13 protein-coding genes and 1 pseudogene are annotated in these 23489 nt (G+C 43.8%); 10 read left to right on the top strand and 4 right to left on the bottom strand.

Annotated elements, in window-relative coordinates; translation table 11 throughout:
- Positions 1-346: 346 nt before the first annotated feature.
- Both GK047_RS23680 and GK047_RS23675 read left to right on the top strand, forming a co-directional pair.
- Positions 347-686 (top strand): annotated as a pseudogene (locus tag GK047_RS23680) (IS1182 family transposase); the annotation flags it as partial.
- Between the two features lie 350 nt (positions 687-1036).
- A complete protein-coding gene (locus tag GK047_RS23675; protein ID WP_163952427.1) occupies positions 1037-1492 on the top strand; it encodes a hypothetical protein in 456 nt (151 codons plus the stop codon).
- Positions 1493-1671: 179 nt separating this feature from the next.
- Here the strand turns inward: GK047_RS23675 and GK047_RS23670 are convergent, their stop codons facing one another.
- Positions 1672-6144, bottom strand: a complete 4473-nt coding sequence (locus GK047_RS23670) for a helix-turn-helix transcriptional regulator (RefSeq protein WP_163952425.1) — start codon at positions 6142-6144, stop codon at positions 1672-1674.
- A 665-nt stretch (positions 6145-6809) separates the two neighbouring features.
- Between GK047_RS23670 and GK047_RS23665 the strand changes: the two genes are divergently transcribed.
- The 4 genes from GK047_RS23665 (at position 6810) to GK047_RS23650 (ending at position 14297) form a co-directional block, all read left to right on the top strand.
- The gene (locus GK047_RS23665; RefSeq protein ID WP_163952423.1) at positions 6810-11621 is read left to right on the top strand and encodes an invasin domain 3-containing protein; all 4812 of its coding nucleotides are present in this window, start codon (positions 6810-6812) and stop codon (positions 11619-11621) included.
- Between the two features lie 146 nt (positions 11622-11767).
- On the top strand, positions 11768-12100 hold the full coding sequence (locus GK047_RS23660) for a hypothetical protein (RefSeq protein WP_163952421.1): 333 nt from the start codon (positions 11768-11770) through the stop codon (positions 12098-12100).
- Between the two features lie 848 nt (positions 12101-12948).
- Positions 12949-13776 (top strand): helix-turn-helix domain-containing protein, encoded by an 828-nt coding sequence (locus GK047_RS23655; protein WP_163952419.1) that lies wholly within the window; start codon positions 12949-12951, stop codon positions 13774-13776.
- Positions 13777-13931: 155 nt separating this feature from the next.
- A complete protein-coding gene (locus GK047_RS23650) occupies positions 13932-14297 on the top strand; it encodes a cupin domain-containing protein (protein WP_163952502.1) in 366 nt (121 codons plus the stop codon).
- Positions 14298-14949: 652 nt separating this feature from the next.
- Here the strand turns inward: GK047_RS23650 and GK047_RS23645 are convergent.
- Positions 14950-15402: a hypothetical protein gene (locus GK047_RS23645; RefSeq protein WP_163952417.1), complete on the bottom strand. Its 453-nt coding sequence runs from the start codon at positions 15400-15402 to the stop codon at positions 14950-14952.
- An 827-nt stretch (positions 15403-16229) separates the two neighbouring features.
- Positions 16230-16541, bottom strand: a complete 312-nt coding sequence (locus tag GK047_RS23640; RefSeq protein WP_481856043.1) for an agmatine deiminase family protein — start codon at positions 16539-16541, stop codon at positions 16230-16232.
- A gap of 359 nt (positions 16542-16900) precedes the next feature.
- On the opposite strand from GK047_RS23640, the gene GK047_RS23635 reads away from it, so the two are divergent.
- From GK047_RS23635 to GK047_RS23620, 4 genes are all read left to right on the top strand, one after another.
- A complete protein-coding gene (locus GK047_RS23635) occupies positions 16901-20080 on the top strand; it encodes an ATP-binding cassette domain-containing protein (RefSeq protein WP_163952415.1) in 3180 nt (1059 codons plus the stop codon).
- Positions 20081-20399: 319 nt separating this feature from the next.
- Positions 20400-20906: a MerR family transcriptional regulator gene (locus GK047_RS23630; protein ID WP_163952412.1), complete on the top strand. Its 507-nt coding sequence runs from the start codon at positions 20400-20402 to the stop codon at positions 20904-20906.
- The gene (locus GK047_RS23625; protein WP_163952411.1) at positions 20903-21346 is read left to right on the top strand and encodes an SRPBCC family protein; all 444 of its coding nucleotides are present in this window, start codon (positions 20903-20905) and stop codon (positions 21344-21346) included. The genes GK047_RS23630 and GK047_RS23625 overlap by 4 nt, the downstream gene beginning before the upstream one ends.
- Before the next feature lie 2 nt (positions 21347-21348).
- Positions 21349-21786 (top strand): SRPBCC family protein, encoded by a 438-nt coding sequence (locus tag GK047_RS23620; protein WP_163952409.1) that lies wholly within the window; start codon positions 21349-21351, stop codon positions 21784-21786.
- Positions 21787-22042: 256 nt separating this feature from the next.
- Here the strand turns inward: GK047_RS23620 and pdxR are convergent, their stop codons facing one another.
- Positions 22043-23473 (bottom strand): MocR-like pyridoxine biosynthesis transcription factor PdxR, encoded by a 1431-nt coding sequence (gene pdxR, locus GK047_RS23615; RefSeq protein WP_163952407.1) that lies wholly within the window; start codon positions 23471-23473, stop codon positions 22043-22045.
- Positions 23474-23489: the final 16 nt, after the last annotated feature.

The raw sequence follows: 23489 nt of genomic DNA, 5'->3' as shown, positions 1-23489 counted from the left end.
TCTATCTCAATTTTCCAGTACTACAATACAATACCATGATAAAAAACCATATGCAACATTTTTCAAGTCCTAAATACAGCTAAAAACAGCTTATATAATCTTAATTTTACCGTTTATGTGATAAAAGTTAGTGTTTTCTTAAATTTAAGATTAAAAACTGGCTAATACTCGTTTTTTCTATGTTTTTAGTACTAAAATTAAATACTTTGATTTAATTGTAATTATATGTATAAAATTATATTGTTTGGGTTAAATCCAACCTTGAATACCCTAATAAATAAAAGGAGTGAAATTAATAAATTTGTTCGATCTGGAGTCAAATGTTAAATCGTATTGCAGGAAATTTCAGTTTCTCGTTGGAGAAAAATACGTATCCTCAAATCACTGCTTCGTGGATGGTACGAAGATTGAAGCCAATGCGAATCGTTACACCTTTGTATGGGGAAAAGTTGTAGTGAGGTTTAAGACGAAGCTCCAAGAAAAAGTGCAGACGTTATTCGTAACGATTGAAGAAGCAGAAAAACAAGAAGATCATGCGCATAGCGGACAAGATCTTTTGGAGCTCGGATATCATACCAAGCTCATAAGCGAGAAGTTAGAGCGGGCAGTTGAGCATTTAGAACGTTCATTGCAAGATAAAACCCAAAAACAAGCTACGTAAGAAAGCCATCAGCCAAATCCGCCGAGTGGAGTATGAGTCATTTCATGCTCCACAATACTTTTGTTATATTTCTTAGTGAAATTTATCTACTTGAGGTGATTAATGAGTAGGGTTTTGTTTGTCCAGAGAGGATTCATAAGCGATTGAAGGACCGAGATAATGTTCATGCTTTGAATATAAATTTGATTGATTTGCTTCAGCAAGAAGAATTAAGCCATGCTAAGGCAATATCTACGATGCAATTCCATTTGGTATACTGAATAAAAGTGTAGAGGTATTTGTAATGAAAATATGAAAGTGTTGAATTGATTGAAGTATCCCAAGAGGAATCACGGCTAATTCGTTTCATTTAGCAGTTAGGAGTTGTATGTTGATATGAAAAAAATCGCTTTTAGACTTTTTATATTTCTTATCATTTGTACGATGACAATCGGTTGCAGCGTTTCTCATACAGTCAGTACTAAACCAACCAAATCATTAGCAGAGGACTTGAAGCAAATTTCCAAATCAATTAGAAATGTTAAGTTTACGTTTACCCGCCCTGATCTGTTTATCGATATTAAATTGACAGAAGTACCAAGTAAGGAAATACTTGACTCGATATTGTCAAATGTCAAGGCGTTCGCAACAGTTGACAATATGAATGAAGTTGCCCAATCCGTCAAATGGGATTTAGAGGTATCTGAAATTCATCTTGCTGTCAATGGCGATAAAGATCATCAAACAATTAAACATGCTTATTTCGCTCGATACTTCAAAACGTCCGATGCTTCGGATAAGTCTAAAGAGAATATTGATGGGTACCAGACTTGGATTATAGAAGAACAATAATAAAGGCTATTTCATGCAAAAAGGGCGATACCGTGAAGTCATTTGACTATCCGGAATATCGTCCTTTTTGGTTTTTAAGCTATAAGGTTCAGGAAGAAGATTTACTGCGTGTCGTGGAGCTGAGATGATGAACCTGCGCTTAGGTTGCTCTTTTTCCCCAATACTCAGAACATAGGATGTCACTTGCTCTGACCGAGAAGTTTAAGTTCCTTGGCCTGCGCTATTGCTTTTGTGCGCCGATTGACCTTTAATTTGGCAAAAATATTTTTTACATGGACCTTCACTGTACCTATGGCAATAATCAGGTGATCGGCAATTTCCTTATTGGACAATCCTGCGGCTAATAATGCGAGCACCTCCAGCTCACGGTCCGTAAGAGGTTCCTCCATCATCCTAGCCAATGGCTGTGCTTCTTCCTCCATACCTGGTTCTGTATAAGATTGCTCGGTCGAGCTTTGCAGCACACACATCAATACACCATGTGAAGCCATAGCCAGAAGAACAGCCATACGATCGTACGCGAACACACCGCTTGCGAGCTTGTTTTCAAGGTAAAGAACGCCCAGCAAAGTGCCATGAACAGTTACGGGGATGCACAGGGCCGATTGAGGCTGGTGCTTGGCAATATACGGGTTGTGAATCAGCCAACTCTCTTCTCCTTCGGTATAATGGACCTCCTCCTGTGTACGAAAGACATATCGGATGATCCCTTCCGGCAAGAGGGAACTGTCATCCATTTCTAAAGGAGACGGGACAGCCTGCGCCTCTGAATCCGCATATACCTGAATATAAAGTACATCATTGCTGCCCGTCAGCAAAGCGCCCTTACTTGCACCTGCATACTTCATAATGGTATTCATGATTTCCGCAAGCACAGTATCCATGTCCATTTGATTCGTTATCGCCTGTGTTGTTTTAAGGATCGCCGCGAGATCAACGCTGTCCACGGAAGCGGGCTCGTTCCGAAAGCCAGATGCTCCGGCCACCTGCTCTGCATCACTCTGGCCTCCCGGTGACTGTTCATTTTCAGATATTTGATCAGCATCCGCTTGCCGCTGCCAGTGGAGCAGGAGCTCCTCCAACTGCGTTACCTTCACAGGTATTTCCCACTGCGTGTACCCCTGGGCAGCCAATTGCAAATAAAATATAGCCGTCTTTCTCTTGTCACGTCTCCAATAGTGGTTGGCTGCGAGCTCGCCTGCAAGGCTTGTCACTTGTATATCGCCTTGCTCCCTCGCCTCGCGGATGGCTTTATCATACAGCTCCTCAGCCATCTTGAATTCGCTGGAGGCACGCGCAAATTCGGCTTGAAGGAGATACTGCCTAGACTGATAATTAGCTGGGCTCCATTTTGTCCATTTGCTGAAACGACGAAGACTTCGAATCAAGTTTTTTTTCATAGGTGACCGTTTCTGCGAGTGTGTATAAGCGGTAAATGTGGCGAGCGACTCATAGAATAGGCATTCTGGCAAATGAGGCAAATGAGTCGCATAGGCCTCATAAGGCTTGGCTTGTTGAGCCCAACGGATAGCGTCCTCGTACCTGCCTAACAAATAGCAAAGCTGCGTCTTATATGTGCTGTATTGAAATAAGGTGGTGGCCGAAGTCTCCTCCTTGTGAATGTGGTTTAAAAATTCCTCTTCTTCGAAGCCAGCGCTGCTGAACGAGTCTGGCGCAGCCGTCCCACCCTGAAGGGCGAGAATAAATTGCTGGTATAGGTAAAAGTTCAGCTTCACAAAATCATCATTTGTTGTATCAAGCACCGCCATATAGTCTGCTATCGTTCTTGCTAATTCACTTAATGGCGCTCTCGTATACAAGGAATTGATATGCGCGCCAACTGCATAGCTGGCAAACACATAGTCCCCTGAATCCATGCCGAAACGAAGCGCTTTTGCCAAATAAGCATCTCCTTCACGGGCATTTCCGGCAAATTGGCAGAGTACCCCGCCGAATACCGTATAGGTTTTACTTTTAATTGAATTGATATTGTATTGCTCGGAAAGCTCCACGCCTACTTTGCCAATGGCATAGCCTTTATCGAATTTGCCTAATGCACCCCCCAAAATCATGCCATATGCGGAATAGACAGCTGCGGAGACAGGCGTGTTTCCATATTTAAGCGATAGCTGAATGGCTCTGCACATCAGCAGAAAATAGACCTTCTTATTGGTGAAGAAGGTGGAGGGAACAATGGCGAAAATCAGATTCATCGCAGCAATCCGCTCTTTATCCGACATTTCCTTCAAATGAGCGAGTCTGTCATATCGATTGCGCAGCAACAGCTCAATTCTCATCCCTTCAATCAGGAGCATGAAGCTCCCTGGATTGGGCGAAATGATAATTTGATGCTCCCTTAGGCTTTCTAGGCCGAGGGCAGTACCTTCCAAATATTTCCCTTGATTAATGTACTGCATAATTCTGATCATTTGCACCCTGCTCCGCTCAACCGGATTGCGCGCATGACCAAGCAAGAAATCGATTTCCTGATCAGACTTCATATGATTGCCGCATAAATATTCACACTCCGCTTTTTGGGCATGCAATTCGAAGATGAGCTCGAACTCATTGTCCCAATCTTCCGGTGACAGCAGCCCTACTCCTTTTCTGAAATAGCCTAAGGCAATATCGTAGGCGGAGGAGGCCTTGGCACGGTTTCCCGCATCGAGATTCAGCTTTACGAGCTGCAATAACTGCTGTCTGTTCGTTATTCTTTTCGAGCCCTGATTAAGATGATTAACAATATCGAACGAGTTCTCTCCATACTCGGCGTCCATCTCGTTCATGCATTTGCCAATTCGGATATGAATGACCTGCTTAGATTCATCATCTATCCGGCTGTATATCAGCTTCTGTATGTTATCGTGTGCAAAACGAAATTTATTTGTTTCAAACGGCAAAATCATCCCTTCGGCTTCAATCGTGGACCATTCTGCAATCATATCTTCTAGTTCCTGATTCGCAACGCAAGCTATCAAATGCGGGTGAAATGTGCTTCCTACACAGGCAGCAACTTTGAGCAGCTCCTGCGCATCACTCGAAAGACGGTGCAGCCTGTGCTCTATCAGATCATTGATGGCATAGCTTGGTCCCTGCTCAATAATCTGTCCCAAATTCCATTGCCAGCATCGCTTCTCGTGGTTGTACTGCAGAATGCTATCGTCTTGTAGGCGGAGCAATATTTGTTTGAAATGAAATGGATTACCGCCCGAGTTGTGATACAGCAATTCCGTTAAGGACAAGGTAGTGTCGGCTTGGCTATTAAGCGTCTCCATAACGATTAGGTTCATTTGCGTAAGGCTCAGCGGGGACAGATGAATATGACGGACAACTGCTTGATCTGTGACGCTTCCGTCCGCTTCGTACCCCGGCAGCTTGCTTCGGTCTGTTTCCGTATGGCGATAAGCGCAGACAAACATCAAATATTGGCATTCTGGATCGCATAGCAACGCATGAATTAACTGAAGAGACGAAGAATTGGCCCATTGCAAATCATCGATAAACAGGACGAGTGGATGCTCTTTAGAGGCCAGTGCCTGTACAAATTTGCGAAAAACATAAATGAATCGTTTCTTCGATTCATTGGCCGGAAGCTCCTCCGCAGCAGGCCCGCCGCCCAATATCAACCCAGCTTCAGGAATAATCGCTGTAATGACGTTGGCGCTAGCACCCAAAGCTTCGCGCAGCTTAAGCTTCCATAACTCGGTCTGATCCTTGCGTTCCCCTAGCAAATGACGCATTAACCCGCGAAATGCCTGAATAATCGGATGATAAGGGCTTTCATTCGATATTTGCTCGAATTTTCCGGTGATATAGAAAAAATCTCGTGAATGCTGTTGTTTTCGAAACATCTCATCCATCAAGCTTGTTTTGCCGATGCCGGCTTCGCCCGAGACGTAAACCATTTCTGTTGATCCGAAGCAAACGGAATAAAAGGCTTGCGTCAGCATTGAAATTTCATGCTCTCTGCCGTGAAATCCCGACTCCATGAAGAACTTATCGTGAGAACGTCCTATTTTATCCAAATCCGCTATTAGAAAACCTGCATTCTGGTAACGATTATCTGGATTTTTTTCCAATAGCTTCATTACTATAGATGCTAGACCATCGGGCAAATGTGTTCTTTGATTCGTCAGCGGCGGGGGACTTTGCGCTAGATGCAAATATACCCATTCGAGGGGATTGTCGGCTATAAAAGGCAGACGGTCTGCCAGCATTTCGTAGAAAATAATGCCTAAAGAATATAGATCACTACGTTCATCTACAGTTCGCAGCATTCTGCCAGTATGCTCAGGTGAGCAATAGGGTAAGCCTGTTTCAAAGATGCCGTAGAGGGGTGGACGGTCATAGCCATCGTCCGAGCGATGCATCGCATAGCCTGAATCGCTCAAATAAGCCTTTTTTCCATTTGAAAGAACACTGATCCGCTCTGGCCGCAAATCGAGATGAAGGGTCTGCCGCTGATGAAGTTTCCCGACACAGGCGGCAATTACCCTGGCAAGTATGAGAAACACATCTGGATTCATGCATGTTTGTCCATTCATAAATTCCCTAAGCGTCATGCCAGTTTCATGCTCTAGCGACAAAGCAGAGGGCTGCATGTTAAGGCCAGAATTGCCCGTTTGACTCTCGATATGATTGTTCATTTTCATTTTCGAACACCTCTAACGTCAACTTACTAATGATTACATTCTATTGTAATGGAAGAGATGCCCTAATTACAGATAAAAAAACGGAACCATACAGGCAGTGTTAAGATGTAGAAACTGTGGGTGAATATGTTTACAATTAGTTCCATCCGTTTACTGCGGGAACGGGCTACTGTTGAGATTGTTGACATGCTGATCCCCTTTCATGTGGTTCACTCATTTTCATAAGAAATCTATCGACATCATAAAGCCGCACAACCAAAAACTCCATACCTCTATAGGGGTAGGATTCACTGCCGTGCGTTTAACGTTTTTTTAAGGAAGATACTCCTTTATAGGTATGGAGAAATGGAAGGTTTTGTTTTATTTTATTCATACAACTTATTAACTGCATTAAGAAATTTGGATTGGAAAGGTTGGTGTGGATCGAAAATGGAAAATGCCCTCATAGCTTTTACATGCATCATTCTTCTTGGAATTGTTATCTTCATTAAGATATGGTGGGACGGAGCAGGTACGAGCTTTACATTTACCAAATGGTTCTTTGGTATTTTTTTTATAGCGGGGCTAATTGTTGGGGTGTGCGCGTATTTGGGAGTTATTCAATTTTAGGGCACTGTGAGTAGTCATCGATAGCGATAACATGAAGCTAAGAATGGAGGATATGGATGAAAGGTTTGAAGCGAAATAAACGATGGATTGCCATGATTCTTATATTTATGATTACTTTAGGGGGATCATCTGGCGGATATGTTTTTGCTGTAAGTTCAGCTGTTTTGGATCAAGAGCAGCTAAATGCTTCCGGGAATGTTTGGGTCAGCCATGATAACCCGCGTTATCAGACATTTACTCCTGCAATTACGGGTAATCTCAGTAAGATTGATCTCAATACGTTCGATAGCTTCGGCTCACCTGGAGCAATCCTGTTGAGCATTTATAAAGAAGGGGATCTTTCGACGCCGCTTGCTACAGCTCAGTTGGGGGCATACAGCGCAGGTTGGGTATCGTTCGATTTCTCTGGGGCATCGCCTTATTTGAAAAAGGACACGATGTATAGAATGATTGCCACCACGGAATTCGGGAACCCTTCTGGTTTTGGATGGTATCTTAGCAGCAGCAATCTGTATACACGAGGATATTGCTCAGCTAATGATCGTGACTTCTCTTTCAGAACATACATGATTGCGGATTATTCGATATCCCCGGGAGGGAGCGATGTCTCTAGTGCTCATTCTAATCTTATAGCCGATGGAACAAGTCAGACGACGATCAGCGTGAAGCTGAAAGATGCGCAGGGTAATGCTTTGACGAGTGGAGGGGCGGCGGTCGCCATCGCCTCGACGTTAGGCACGGTTGGCCCAGTAACAGACAACCAAAATGGTACCTATACGGCGACGCTAACTGCCCCGACGACGGTGGGCGCCGCGACGATAAGCGCAAGTGTAGGCGGCAGTGCGATAACAGCGACGGCTACCGTCCAGTTCGTGCCTGGAGCGCCGTCAACAGTGAAGAGCATGGTTGAAGCGGGCAACGCTACTTTGGCCGCTGACGGGACAAGTCAGACGACGATCAGCGTGAAGCTGAAAGACGCGCAGGGTAATGCTTTGACGAGCGGAGGGGCGGCGGTCGCCATCACCTCGACGTTAGGGGCGGTTGGCCCAGTAACAGACAACCAAAATGGCACTTATACGGCGACGCTAAAGGCTCCGCTGACGGTGGGCACCGCGACGATAAACGCAAGTGTCGGCGGGAGTGCGATAGCAGGGACGGTCAGCGTCCAGTTCGTGCCTGGAGCGCCGTCAACAGCGAAGAGCACGGTTGAAGCGGGCGATGCTTCCCTGACGGCTGACGGAACAAGTCTGACGACGGTTAGCGTGAAGCTGAAAGATGCGCAGGGTAATGCTTTGACGAGCGGAGGTGCGACGGTCGCCATCACCTCGACGTTAGGGACGGTTGGCCCAGTAACAGACAACCAAAATGGCACCTACACAGCGACGCTAAAGGCTCCGCTGACGGTGGGCACCGCGACGATAAGCGCAAGTGTCGGCGGGAATGCGATAGCAGCGACGGTCAGCGTGCAGTTCGTGACTGGGGCGCCGTCAACAGCGAAGAGCACGGTTGAAGCGGGTGATGCTTCCCTGACGGCTGACGGAACAAGTCAGACGACGATCAGCGTGAAGCTGAAAGACGCGCAGGGTAATGCTTTGACGAGCGGAGGGGCGGCGGTCGCCATCACCTCGACGTTAGGGGCGGTTGGCCCTGTGACAGACAACCAAAACGGCACCTATATGGCGACGCTGACGGCCCCGACGACGGTGGGCACCGCGACGATAAGCGCAAGTGTCGGCGGCAGTGCGATAACAGCGACGGCTACCGTCCAGTTCGTGCCTGGAGCGCCGTCAACAGCGAAGAGCACGGTTGAAGCGGGCGATGCTTCCCTGACGGCTGACGGAACAAGTCAGACGACGGTTAGCGTGAAGCTGAAAGATGCGCAGGGTAATGCTTTGACGAGCGGAGGTGCGACGGTCGCCATCACCTCGACGTTAGGGACGGTTGGCCCAGTAACAGACAACCAAAATGGCACCTACACAGCGACGCTAAAGGCTCCGCTGACGGTGGGCACCGCGACGATAAGCGCAAGTGTCGGCGGGAATGCGATAGCAGCGACGGTCAGCGTGCAGTTCGTGACTGGGGCGCCGTCAACAGCGAAGAGCACGGTTGAAGCGGGTGATGCTTCCCTGACGGCCGACGGAACAAGTCAGACGACGGTTAGCGTGAAGCTGAAAGACGCGCAGGGTAATGCATTGACGAGCGGAGGGGCGGCGGTCACCATCACCTCGACGTTAGGGGCGGTTGGCCCAGTAACAGACAACCAAAATGGCACCTATACGGCGACGCTAAAGGCTCCGCTGACGGTGGGCACTGCAACGATAAACGCAAGTGTCGGCGGGAGTGCGATAGCAGCGACGGCTACCGTCCAGTTCGTGACTGGGGCGCCGTCAACAGCGAAGAGCACGGTTGAAGTGGGCGACGCTTCCCTGACGGCCGACGGAACAAGTCAGACGACAGTGAGCGTGAAGCTGAAAGACGCGCAGGGCCATGCTTTGACGAACGGAGGGGCGGCGGTCGCCATCACTTCGACGTTAGGGACGGTTGGCCCAGTAACAGACAACCAAAATGGCACCTATACGGCGACGCTAAAGGCCCCGCTGACGGTGGGCACCGCGACGATAAGCGCAAGTGTCGGCGGGAGTGCGATAGTAGCGACGGTCAGTGTACAGTTTGTGACTGGGGCGGTGAGTTCGTCTCACTCAACAGTTACTGCGAGTGATCTAGTCGTACGAGCGGATGGCAAAAGCAAAGCCTTGATTTTCGTGAAACTCAAGGATGATTATAACCATCCGATCACTGGAAAACGAGTGCTGCTTCAAGCGCATGGTGGGCGATCAGTCATTAATGATGTTTATGGATTGACCGATGAGAACGGTCTTGCCACGCTTTCGGTGAGTAATACAGTCGCAGAGAACGTGATGTATTCCGCAAAGGAAGAAGCAAGCGGTCTATCGTTAGACCAAACCGTGAATATTACGTTTACGTATGACCAGCCTCCGAACATCGAATTGCAGGCGGATCCTATCGCCGCAACCTTTGGAAGCGTGACTGTTACAGTAATGGCGTCTGTATACGGCGAATTCAATAGCGTTTCTTCGATCAAGTGGGCAGCAGGAAGCCGTTCTATTTCGTATTTTGATACGTTGGGCGTGAAAATTACTGACCATTTTACCGTACAAGAGAACGGGATTTATTCTGTCTATGTGGCAGATACAGCGGGCAACGCGAACGTTAGCTTGATTGAAGTCCAGAATATCGTTCCTTTGAGCAGCAATGCGAGCTTGAGTGGTTGGCAGCTTATAGGATTGGGTGGGACTGTAAAGTTTGATTTTGACCCTAAGACCATGAGCAATAGTGTAGATGTAAGTCATTCGGTATATGGTCTGAAAATGATATTGACAACCGCAGAGGCCTATTCTGTCGTCTATGTGAATGGATTGCAGGTAACTAGCAACTCGATTACTAAGGAATATTCGCTTGTAACAGGTAAAAACACGTTCGAGATCCGTGTCAAAGCGCAAGACGGTTCCATTAAAATGTATACACTGGACGTGGTTCGTTCAAGTGCAAGCTCCAATTCCGATTCCGATCGGAATAGTCCTTCGAATGCTGCGAGCCCTTCGTCACCCAACAATTCGCTTGTGATTTGGATAAATGATAAAGGGGTGCCAGGGATTGCCTCATTTCAAATAGATACGAATGGAGTAAAGTCAATCGATGTTCTATTGGATACGGATACCCTAAGGAAGGTAATCGATTCACTATCCGCTGCGACTGAAGTGAATCTCTCGATTTCGGTTACGGATAAGGCGGACAAAATAGCTCTACGACTTCCAGGTGAAGCTGTCACGCTCCTCGCTAAGAAGTCGGCTACAATTACTTTGAAAACTCAGCATGGCCAGTATCGATTGCCTCTAGCTGAAGTCGTAAACCAGGAGTCCGATTGGGCGAACGATGCGGAAGCTCAAATAACGATCAAGCATGGCAATGGTGAAGTGCTACCTGGACTGCAGGAAGCAGCGAATAAAGGCGGTTTCCAACTGGTGGCGGATCCGATTTATTTTGATCTGCATGTGAGGAATCATGGTGAGAGAAAAGAGATTTCAAGCTTCAAGCGTTATGTGGAAAGGGTCATTTACTTGCCAATGGACTTTGCCAGATCCGCTTCAACGGTCACGGTTTGGGACCAGAAGCTCGGTGTACGCCCGGTGCCGACGGAATTTACCAAAGTTGATGGACATCCGGCAGCTGTTATTCGCAGTCTCACGAATAGCGCTTATGTGCTGGTATCCAAAACGTCCCAATTAACAGATATTCAAGGACACTGGGCCGCATCTGAAATTGGCGACATGAATAGTAGAATGATCGTACATGGCGTAGATGAAAGCCGATTCGCTCCTGATGTTGCTATTACGCGGGCTGAACTTGCTGCGTTGCTTGTAAGAGCGTTGGGCTTGCCGGAAGGCGGAAATCATGCAGATTTCCAAGACGTAAGCGAGTCGAGCTGGTACAGCAGCGCCGTAGCAGCAGTTAAAGCATACGGAATTATGGATGGTTTCAAGGAAGGAACATTTGGGCCAAATCGTGAGGTATCAAGGCAAGAAGCGATCGTAACGATCGTTCGAGCGCTGCGACTGGCCGATGCTTCTTTGGCAACAAGCAATGTTGGCGTGCAAGAGGATTTGGCCGTCTACGTCGACCATAATCAAATTGGCGACTGGGCGAGTGATGCGATACGGACAGCCATGCATGAGGGCTTGGTGAATGGGTATGGCAATGAATTGCGGCCGCAGAAGTCATTAACTCGTGCCGAGACGACCGTGCTCCTTTACCGAATGCTACTAAAAGCGGAATTCATTAATGAGTAAATTTGAATGAGGGGACGAGCCGAAGGGCTCGTCTTTTTTGCACTTTTGGCAGTGCATCTACTTACGGATGCAAGACCCATACAGAAACTTTCTGGAAAGTGCTGCGTATGTTCCATATTGACTGCACATTAGGTGAGGTGGTAATTATGAAGCTAACAAAGATTAAAATAGTATTACTTAGCTTTCTCTTATGTATTTCAATTGCTTACGCCGTAAAATATGTGGAATTGTTCATGGATGCGGGTCATGTGGATGCGAGTCCAGAAGCTTCAGTTGAGCGATATTTAAATTCCAAGACCAAGGAATATAAGATCATTAGTATTGCTTTGAGAGAGAAGGAGTTTAGAAGTCGTATCTATAGGGTTGAATGTGAGTGCATTTTTAAAAACGAAGAGAACCGAAGTATTCAAAGATATGATTTTTACTTAATTGATGATTTAGGTTGGATCGTAGAAAAATATGAGAAGGTAGAAAGCTAAATAAGATCCCCAGTTCACTAACCCCATTTTGTTATCACTTCCTTTGAACCTATACTTTTATATTGTGTTATATCACGCCAGATTTTGTTGGAATTCCTGCTATTAGCAGAGACTATGTCAGGTCAGATAGTAATAATGAGCTTTTTTCGTCAGGGGTTCCTTTAACAATGATTTCTTCTACGAACGTTTCGACCGGATTAATTCCTTCCTTATATGATGCTACTATCTCATCCAAATAATACAAGATTTATTACGCCTGAAAGTTCTTGCAGCAGATCATCAATAAGTACATTATCAGGGTGCGGTTTTTTTATTGTTCATATAGGTTGACAATGATAATTGTTATCAATAATGTGGGAATAGACGAAAGTCCTCATGCCCACCTTTCTGTATTCCAACGGCAGATTTTTGATTGATTCCGAGTTTATATAGCCCAGTTAAAGAAGAGATTCGGATTAAGGCGCCTATTAGATAGACTTATGGCAGCATGACTAGGGTGGGAAACTGACCTTAAAATTGGTTCTCGATGTATTTTACTGGGCACTTATACATGGAGGGACGGGGAGCTGCCGGGGCTGAAAATCGAATTATCGCCTAGTCAGCAGGAATGCTAGGACTGCCGAACGTTTGGAACATAATTTGTCCGGTGTCTGACCGGATTGAATTATCCGCTGATTAGTTGGAAGAACTGTGGTAAAAGCTATGCAAAGCGGAATTGCTCCTCACCTGACAACTGGGACAGCAGCTTGTTAAATCGTATGTACTGCTTGTGGTCAAGAGCTGCACAGGATGTACAACGATCGATCTCAAAATTAACGGTCAATTCCTATTGAAATGAGGTATGCAATGTGAAAATCGACGTTAATCAGTTAGCAGAGCATCTGGCACACACTCCTTTTCAAGTACAAGGAGTATATCGATACGCTAGAAATCCAGGTGTGCCTCACGCTGACTATACTGATTCTTTTCCTGGATTTGTGTTTCCTCTTACAGGGAAAATACAATTTCAATTTAATAGCACGCCCTATATCTTTTCGCCAGGAAAAGTTGTACATGGGGGTGCAAAAATGAAACTAGCCCAAAAGGTGTTTGGTAAAACTGACTGGGAATACATCCTAGTTTTATACCGGATATGTAACTCAGAACTAGAAGAGTCAAGCTTTTCGCATCAGCATTTTGAATTATTAACGGGGCAATCTCCTCGTCTTATTGAATTAATTATGCGTCTTTGGCATGTCTATAATCAGCGTGGAGGCATTTCGATGTTTCAGACCGAGATGCTGTTTCGCGATGTACTGAATGAAGCCTTATTATGTGTTGATAACAGGCAAAATAGTTGTGAATCGCATACATTATTCGAACGGGTATCTAATTATATTCAAGAATACTATTATCAAAGCCTTACAATAGCATCGCTTGCAGAACAAAATAACGTTAATCGAAATCGACTTTCTTATGTGTTTAGAAGACATGCAGGTATGGGACCAGCAGAATATTTATTAAAATATCGTATAAACATGGCGCAAGAAATGCTATTTACAAGTGATGCGCCTGTACAACAAATTGCGCAAACTGTTGGAATTGCTGATCCCTTTTATTTTAGTAGAGTGTTCAAGAAAAAATTTGGTATTTCTCCCACTGAATATCGAGAGAAGCTCATCAATAATCCATGCTAATTTCAACAAGCATCCATTCTAATCTACAAATTACTTTTCTATAATAATGTCAGATCAAAGAAAACATTATGTTGGAGCAATTTTCTATGCAAAAGATTAAAGGCCTGTTCACTATAACGGTATATTGAAAATTAAAAAAATAAGGAGGGGTTAATATCCGTTACCAAGCTATTAATCTGAATGAGAAGCTATCTAAATTCAACGACTATTGGTCTCTGAAAGTCATTGGTGAAATGAATGACTATCAATTTAAGCTTATTAAGATTGCTGGGGATTATGTATGGCACGTTCATCAAGATACCGATAAGGTATTTATCGCACTCGAAGGGGAGATGATCATTGATTTTCGTGATGGCCAAGTAAAAATTGCCAAGGGTGAGATGTTTATTGTCCCGAGGGGAATAGAGATGAAGCCTTTCGCCGAAAAGGAATGCCATATCATGTTGGTGGAGCCTAAAAGCGTTGTAAACACTGGCGGTACTGAGTCCGAATTAACAGCAGCCAATGATACTTGGATCTAGTGCTTGTTACTAGAACGAACTAATGTATGAGAACATGATTCCTTGTGCCAATTCATGTGATTGATGAAGAGGTAAACCGTATTCGGGATGGCTGGATTTCCAATGTGGTTTGCTGTACTAAGACGGACTGATTCGGCGATTTGCTCAGTAAAAATGTCGTATTTAACCCTTGTCTCTACAATGAAGGACACCCAATCAGGGTGTCCTTTATTTCGTTTTATAAATGTTAAGATGAACCTTATCATAAGTGACGGCAAGTTTTTTGGAGAGAAACGTACATGGGGTTGGGATAGGCTAATTATCCCCAGAACGTCAGAGCAAGAACTCTTTTTAAGATGATTTTTGTAAATCGCTATTGTTACTGCTGGTTAAAACTACTTTTCGGACAGATCCTTTTAGTTGTTGGGGTCGTATCGAACGGATTAGTGATGAAGGACTTCCTCAGCAGATGAGGCCGTTTTTTTTCTCATAATTCCGAATGGTTTGCCCACTGGTAATACGACATACCCGAGGTGCGCGGGATTCTCAGCCCTCCCCTGTTTCCTCAACCTCTGCGCAAAGGATCATTTCACCATTTAAACGCGGTTTGATGGGCAATAAAAGAAGCACCCCGAGTGGAGTGTTTTCTATAGAAAACATGAACTTTGAATTATTAATTGGTGATATTTAACGTATAGGGTACATTATAGTCATAGTCCGAACCTTTTTGTCCTCTGACTTGATAATATATAGTACCACTATGTATCACGGCAGTTGCAAAGGTATCTGCTCCACCTACTCCATGATCAGTTGCTGCTCCTATGGAAGTAGGATTGATACCATTAGTCATCATGGCTACATGTAAGTCGTAATTTTTGCCAGTAGGAGATTGCAATGTTGCAGTTATATAAACAGTAGGCCCAGTATTTGTCCAAGAGTACCAATCGACATCATCAGAACCCTGGATAAGTGATGATATACCACCTACTGGTCCATTAAGTGGGTGGGCCGTTCGAACTGAATCAGCAAATCCATCATAAGCAAACGCTGACGTGCCTCCGACCAAAGATATTGCGCTTGCCAAAACCCCCACTAGTAATTTTCTACCAAATTTCTTTTTCTCCAAAACTATCATCCTCTCGAAGTTCAATTTGTAATAAAAGTTCTTTATTCAAATTAAAGATATCATTTCCATAGTTTAGTAAATATAGACTTAAAATACCAATTATCTAAAGTGAAAAATTGTTAATTTTTCAACTTATTATGATGAATAATGTCAAATTGAGGATTCAAAATCCCAATTAACCCATATACACCCATGACATTTTGATGGTTGTTTTTTCTTCTGCTCTGTATCGGGTGATATTAGTATTTTGCTCATTCATAACCTCTTCCTTATTCGAACAATAAAACCTTGCTAAATGATCCCTTTTGGACTGTGAATTTATGCAAATCTGGCGCAATAAAAAAAGCACCACATGGGTGCTTACATTACTCCATATTTGAGTACAATAATGATGTTTCAAATTTACTCAATTAAGGAGTGGACTAATGCCATGGCCAAGCAAAAAAAGAGTGCGAAATCTGAAGAGCAAAAAAACCAAAAACCAAATTCAAACAGTAGTAAAATGCGCTAATCAAATGCTGATTGGACAAAAAAAGCCCGAGGGAAAGCTTCCTTCGGGCCTTTAATCTGATACGAAGACACCTTGCTCGTAAATAAGCCAGTATCCGCGTTCTTTTGCACGGTCGTTGTTTGTAGAGGACTTGATTGCTTTCACGCTGAATTGAATACATCTTTTAGGCCCTCCCTATCGTATCTGTTCGTTGCATTTCTGGCATGTTGTCAGCGGCAGCGATTGATCTATTGATTTCATGGTTGGCAATGCTATTGCCCTCCGTAAAGCAGCCGATGACATGGATAAAATTGAAGAAACACTAATCGAAGCTTATTTAAGCAAGGATCGGAGCTGTATCTCTTGCCCATACATCGTCCATAGGAATAATATAGAAGTCGATTTTGTCCATATTTATACCCTCATCATATAGAAGATCATAAATATATATTTTTTCGTATTTATCATATGCGATAATATGAACATTTTCCCCTTCACTTAATAAAGTGCTTGCCATCTCTATCCAAATGGATTTAAGCTTTTCTTTATGACCATTACCATAGGTAAAGTTATGGGGCCATTGTAACCAAGTACCTTCATGTTTGCTGCTTTCATCAGGCATGGTGTAGCCTACATTTTGTTTTTTCATGTTTTGACCCTTATCCGCTTTACTTTGCGTACACCCTAGTAAGATCGTCTCTATGGCACAGTTGATATTAAAGACCATGCTCAGCTAATTTTTGAGGATAAGTAACGGCGAAAAATTATGTTGTGAATTAACAATGAGCCTAAAAGCATTGAATTACCAATTTCATTTCACGAGGTTAATGTCGATGTTGAATGAAGATAACGGGCAGGAGGGAGTCGGTTAGGCGGGGGGCGAATTTTTTGTGATGAAGGTATTTACTATGATTTTCGTTGATAAATGATAAAAAAAGGAATTAATATATTTAACGCTGTGCTAACATGGAAAGACTAAGATTATAAGAATAGAGAGGATGTGTGCATGTGAAAATAAATCGATTAATTTCGAATAATATTAACTTATTAGATGCAGAACTACCAGTAGATAAATCATTAGGAATTGCAGGTTTATCTGGATCGGGTAAAACAACTTTTTGTCAAACCATTGGTGAAGAATCCAAGAAGCGCCTCGTTTCTTTATTGCCAAAGGCAGAGTATCAGTATTTATTTCCTGATATTATGGAAACCAATTTCAGTGCTATCAAGATGGAAGAAATGCCTTTAGTCCTTTTTCTCGGAAAATCATCGATTTCATCCAATCCTCGTTCAACCATTGGCACACATACTGGCGTTTTTAAAGAGATTCGCGAGCGTCTAGCTGAAAAGTTTAATCTTTCTCCGGAAGTTTTTTCCTTTAATAATGCCCTAGGCTGGTGTCCGGATTGTAAAGGGCGCGGTACTACTAAGAATATTGAATGTCCAAAGTGTAAGGGCAAGCGCTATAATCATGAAGTTGAGCAATACACAATTGAATTATTTGATAAAGCACACAATATTTCCGATATCAACGACTTAAGCATTGAAACCATTTTATTACTAGCAGAAGATTTAAATATAAGTGAAGGTAAACAACATATTCTAAAAAATATCATCAATATGAATATTGGTTACTTAACATTAAATCGTATTATGGGTACTTTGTCAGGTGGAGAAATAACACGAATGTACTTGGCAGAATTCATGGCAACAAGTGAAAATACGGTTATTATTATTGATGAAATCTCTGTGGGCCTTGATCACCAAACACTATTGAAAATTTTAGATGAGATCAAACAATTGGGGTATAAGAATCAAATTTGGCTCATTGACCATTCTGACACGGTGCTTGACACATCAGATGAGCAATTGTTCTTCGGACCTGGTAGTGGTAAATACGGTGGGAAAATTGTTGAAGAATCACCACGTCCACAACCAATCATTTGGGAACGAAATCTGGAAATACCAACCCGATATTACCAATTTCAAGATCTTTACTGTCGTAATATTCAAATGGCTGAAATTCAGATTCCCCAAAATAGACTTGTCACTTTTACGGGTGAGTCCGGCTGTGGTAAATCTACACTTGTCAATGAGTGTATGTCCAAAGATTTTCTAAAACGATATCCAAAAGATAAATTGGTCATGGTCGGGCAAGATCGAAACCAATCGATTTCCAGTCGGTCAACCGTTGCGACTTTTCTTGATATTAAAAAGAAACTCACCAAATATAGTGAGGACATTGATGATATTTTTCAACGTTCGATTGAAGAGATTATTGATGAACTGCCAAATGAAGACATCGCTCATAAACGCTTGAGCTTATTGATCAAACTTGGACTTGGTTATTTGACGTTGGAAAGAAAAACACAGTCCTTATCGACTGGAGAATTCCAATGTGTCCATTTAGTTTCTGAGCTGTTTGCCAACTCAAGAAACCCATATACGCTTTTTATTTTTGACGAGCCTTCAAAAGGTTTATCTCAAAATATTTTAAACCAATTCATTGATAGTGTTAGGGGCATTCTGCAAGATGAATCTGTCTCCATCCTAATGATTGAACATAATGCCTATATGCTGGAAAGCTCTGATTTTATCGTTGATTTTGGCAAAAGGCAATCTGAACCTGTTCGGCATCTTGATGTTGTCAGTCATGATGATTATTATCGTCAAACACAGAAGGAAGATAGCAAGGCCCCCTTGCATATTTCTTCCACACTCAAGCAGCAAAATGGTGTTCACTACTTACAAGAAAATCATATGGGTTATTTTAAAAAGGCAGAAAACGTCTATAAAGGCGGTATCCTAAAAAGCTTATCATCCATGGCCCATCTGATTTATGGTGAATATGAATCTGATAAGATTGCACCTGTCATTGCCATCGATCTTGAACGACACCTGTATAGTCAATATAGCTTTCTTTATGAAATGGGTGGACTGATCAACCATATTGTGGAAGCTCATCCGACCAATAAAGATACAAGAAGCTTCGATTTCTATTATCAAGACAATCATTGCCCGAGTTGTTCGGGTCGTCGTGCCATTGAACAATTTGATATGGATGTTCTCATTCAAGACAAAACAGTGCCATTCTGGGATGGCTTATTACTTCCAGAAGTTATGGAGGTCTTGAAATATTATCAACATGCCAAATTGCACTTCCTATTTGAAGAGTTAAAGAATGAACTTGGTCACGATATTAGTAAAAGCTATAATGAGATGTCAGAAGCAGAAAAGCATACTTTCTTATATGGTTATTGGGAAAAGTCTTTTTATGATAAAGCAGGGAAGGCTTCGAGAACATGGGAAGGCTTTAATCTCATCCTTGGGCGTTATATGGTTATTTCGAAGAACCTGCCTATTAAAGAGGCTATGAAAGCTTCAAAAGAAATGATTGCCTGCCCAGTTTGTCAGGGAACCGTGTTAAACCATCATAAAAAACTGAAATTTGGTGGCACGGATATTCGTGAGATTATTCAGCAACCGATTGATCAGGTCATAAAAACCGTAGGGAAGTTACCCGAACTAGAAAAACTAAAGGCAATTGTTGGCGGCGACCTTGCACTAACGGAAGATGTCTCCTTATTTCCTAGGGAAACACAAGTTGCACTGAAAATGTTTGAATTGGAGCTTGCAAGCTTTGCCCACTATGAGGTGGTTTTACAAAATGCTGTACCATTTTGGGATACGATTAAAGGGAACATTGAGGCGATCAGCAGCAAAAATAGGATTACCATCTGTGATTTTCCCCATATTACTGAAACAAGAGAAACCATTATTGATAAGTACTTCACCAATGGAAAATATAAAAAACTAACTTATGTCTATGAAGCGTTTAATTACAATAAGATTGTTACCCAAATTAATAAGATTAAAGCAAGTCATCCATGTCCATTCTGTAACGGGAAGAAAGTAATTTCTGAAGATGGACTCCATGATGGCGTACATAAGTTATCGGTGCCATGTGTTAGCTGTTACGTAAGTGGCATCAATGATGAAGGGCGCAAGGAAATCGTCGAGGGCATTAATGTGCAAACATGGCTAACCGGCAAAGTCAGTGATGTTGTAGCAGAAGGCTTACTAACTGAGGCAGTTGCAGATATTCCTATTTTCAATCGTATTCGTGAGTTGAATAAACGAGATATGATGGCGGTTTATCAGTGCTTGGAGAAAAATACACTTGCATAGCATGAAATAATTGCAGATAGTTGGATCGTTTGAGAAATTCGCCTAGTAGGTCATACACTGAACCGTATCATAAGTAGGGCTGAATTTTCAAAAAATGCTAGAATATACGCTTGGGGATTCCAAGCACATATTACTTATAAAAAGGAATTAATGAGCGCTGCGCGAATTTTTTGCCGACAGACACAATAGCTTGTGTTCAAAATCAGTGGCACAAAAAAATTCCGTTATTGCGTCACGATTTCGCTTGCACCTTACGTAACGTAATGTTTTACAATAGAGCTACCGGTACATAGCTAGCGCCAAAGAGTGGAGATGGTTAATGGAGAGACATTGGAAGGTCGGGGACCTCGCCAAGCTGACGGGGCTTACCGTAAGAACCCTGCGTTTTTATGATCAAATCGGTTTGTTATCTCCATCCGGCCAGACGGAATCGGGTCACAGGCTGTATAGTGACGTCAACTTGTCACGCTTGCACCAGATTTTATCGCTTAAGGAGCTGGGATTATCTCTCGAGGAGATTAAGTCGGCCTTGACGGGCGGGCAAATCAGTCCGCTTGAAATCGTGGGCCTCCAGATAAACCAAATCCAAGAACAGATCAAACTGCAGCAGAAACTATTGGAGCAGCTCAGACATGTATCCAAGCTTATGCAGGGCAAGGCGGAATTAACAGTTGAAGATTTCACGAGCCTACTGCAAGCGATGAAGATGGGATTTGAGAAACCGGTCATTGAGCGGCAAACGAGTTGGGAGCGACATTTGGACCTGTTAGGAGACTTTCTTGCCGAGGAGAGCGGAATTCCGAAACATAAGGAGGAAAATCAATGAACGAACGATTCATCAAGCATGGAACCTTCGTCGTAGAGCGTACTTATGCCGCTTCGCCGGAGCGGGTTTATCACGCATGGGCCGATCCGATTGCCAAAGCCAAGTGGTTTTCGAAGCCAGACATCTTCGATTTCCAGGTTGGCGGGCGCGAGTACAGCAGCGGCGGGCCGCCGGAAGGGCCGATCTTTACCTTCGACGCCAACTACCAGGAGCTTGTTCCAGAGCAGCGCATTGTCTATACGTACACCCTAGATTCGGGCGGCATACGCATCTCCGTCTCGATCGCAACGGTCGAGCTTATCAAAATGGAGGGCGGCACGAAGCTGATTTTCACGGAGCAAGGTGCGTTCTTTGACGGACACGATACGCCAGAAATACGGGAACACGGTACAAACGTCATGTTGGACGCACTGGGCAAGGTAGTGGAAGGGGAGGTATGAACATGACAATAGGTGAAAATGAACTTATTGCTACGCGTGAGTACGATGTCCCGCGGGAGCTTGTGTTTCGGGCTTGGACAACCCCTGATTTGTTAGCCCGATGGTGGGGACCTCAAGGCTTCACGAATACGTTTCACGAATGCGATATGAGGCCGGGAGGTACGTGGCGGTTCACCATGCATGGACCGGATGGCGTGGATTATCCTAACCATAACGTCTTTGTTGAGATCATGCCGCCGGAGCGGATCGTGCTTGATCATCTATCCGGTCACGAATTTCGGGTAACGGCTACCTTCGAGAGCTTCGAAGGCCGCACTAGGGTCACCTTCCGTCAACTTTTCAAGAAAAAAGAAGAGTTTGAACAAGCTAAGCCGATCTGCATAGAAGCTAATGAGCAGCAGCTTGACCGACTTGGCAAGGTGCTGGCGGAATTGGCTTAAGTTATATCGGGTTTTTACCCGAAAGAACTGTCACTTACGTGATGACTCTAAAATTGTCGCCGTTCACGTTCCCTGTCGGGAATCGGACGGCGATTTTTATTATAGTAACGGGAGGACGGTAGTAGAAATCTGACAGCCTATTAAGGCGAATTTTTCGCTGATCGCCCCGTTACGGTGAACCCTATCACAAATGACGGATAAATTTTTGGACGAAAAGAGAGTAGAGGCGTAGCGAAACTAGCTTGTGAAGATGATCCTATAAGATCAACTCCGCAAGACGATGAATCCCCTGCTCAATCGATACTTCATCTACTTTTGCAAACCCCAACACCCATCCCTTTCGTTTGCTTTCCAAACAATAGGGTCCAAGAGGGTATACACGTATTCCCTGTTGAAGGGCTAACTTTGTCACGGTTTCTTCGTCGTATGACTCTTCAGCTTCAAGTAACATATGCAATCCCGTTTCTACACCGCTTAGTGTGAACCGCTCCCCTAAACCGCTAGCAATAATAGCCTTTGTCATGGCTTCGTGTCTTCGTCGGTACACATTTCTGACCCTTCTCATATGGCGCATAAAATGCCCATTCTTGATGAAGTGCGTTAATGTAAGCTGATCCATAATCGGAAGATGACGGTAAGTCAACTCCTGTACCCTGGCTAGTTGAGCAATTGCCTCGATAGATCCAACGATAGCCGAAATACGAATGCCTGGAGCAATCATTTTAGAAAAACTCATGAGGTATAAGGTATTATAAGATGTCTGGCTAAACAATGTTGGAAGCGGCTCCCCACGATATCGAAATTCACTATCATAATCGTCCTCAATGATCCAAAATTGTTCTTTAGTTGCCTTATGTAATAATTGTTGCCTACGCGGCTCCGACATAACGACCCCGGCCGCACACTGGTGCGAAGGGGTCACAAAGATCAGTTTGGATTGTGGGTGAATACGCTCAACCACTAGACCATACTCATCAACGGGAATGGGCACCACATTCATACGCCGATATTTCATTGCCATCCAGGCAGCTGGAAAACCGGGATCTTCTACAGAGACAGTGTCGCCATCAGCTAAAAGCGATTGTGCGATTAAGTCAATGCTATGCTGAGCTCCTGAGGTCAACAGAATCTGATTTGTTTGGATATGGATGCCTCGTTCAAGTGATAAATAACGCTGAATTTGCTCGCGTAATGGTGTGAAACCATAGGGATTACCATAAGCCCAGCTCGATAAATCCATTTCAGCAGATGCGTGGAGAAGCGATTGTCGCCAGTTTTTTTGAAATTGTCCATCCAAATAGGGTTCATGGGGACTGAAATCAATATCCACTTCTCGCTGTTCTTTGCCTCTGAACCAGTCATGTAATTGATCGACCGCTGAGTTCAACAAGGGAAGTGAGGGGGGGATGGGGCCATCTGTTATTATTTCCTTCGTTGACTCAGTGACTTGCTTCCATTCACTAACTCGCGTTCCCCCTCGGCGAGATGTAACTGTATAGCCTCGACTTAGCAATTCCTCATACACGATCTGTATAGTTGAGCGAGAGATACCTACCATGTGAGCGAGTTCGCGGGAAGGAATCAGCAATTCTCCTGGGGCCCAGATTCCGCTTGTAATATTATAAATCGCTTGATCTAACAATTGCTGCCAGATCGGTCTCTTATCATTACGAATTACTTTCATCATCGTACACACCTCCAAA

The sequence above is a fragment of the Paenibacillus sp. SYP-B3998 genome (assembly GCF_010820665.1).
Lineage (GTDB): Bacteria > Bacillota > Bacilli > Paenibacillales > NBRC-103111 > Paenibacillus_E.
Note: the sequence above shows the minus strand (reverse complement) of the source record. Positions and strands in the feature narration are given on the sequence as shown.

Excerpts from the sequence above, each read along its gene's own strand:
- GK047_RS23675 (WP_163952427.1), top strand. The coding sequence starts at position 1,037 with ATGAAAAAAATCGCTTTTAGACTTTTTATATTTCTTATCATTTGTACG.
- GK047_RS23670 (WP_163952425.1), bottom strand. The coding sequence starts at position 6,144 with ATGAAAATGAACAATCATATCGAGAGTCAAACGGGCAATTCTGGCCTT.
- GK047_RS23665 (WP_163952423.1), top strand. The coding sequence starts at position 6,810 with ATGAAAGGTTTGAAGCGAAATAAACGATGGATTGCCATGATTCTTATA.
- GK047_RS23660 (WP_163952421.1), top strand. The coding sequence starts at position 11,768 with ATGAAGCTAACAAAGATTAAAATAGTATTACTTAGCTTTCTCTTATGT.
- GK047_RS23640 (WP_481856043.1), bottom strand. The coding sequence starts at position 16,541 with ATGAAAAAACAAAATGTAGGCTACACCATGCCTGATGAAAGCAGCAAA.
- GK047_RS23630 (WP_163952412.1), top strand. The coding sequence starts at position 20,400 with ATGGAGAGACATTGGAAGGTCGGGGACCTCGCCAAGCTGACGGGGCTT.
- GK047_RS23625 (WP_163952411.1), top strand. The coding sequence starts at position 20,903 with ATGAACGAACGATTCATCAAGCATGGAACCTTCGTCGTAGAGCGTACT.
- GK047_RS23620 (WP_163952409.1), top strand. The coding sequence starts at position 21,349 with ATGACAATAGGTGAAAATGAACTTATTGCTACGCGTGAGTACGATGTC.
- pdxR (WP_163952407.1), bottom strand. The coding sequence starts at position 23,473 with ATGATGAAAGTAATTCGTAATGATAAGAGACCGATCTGGCAGCAATTG.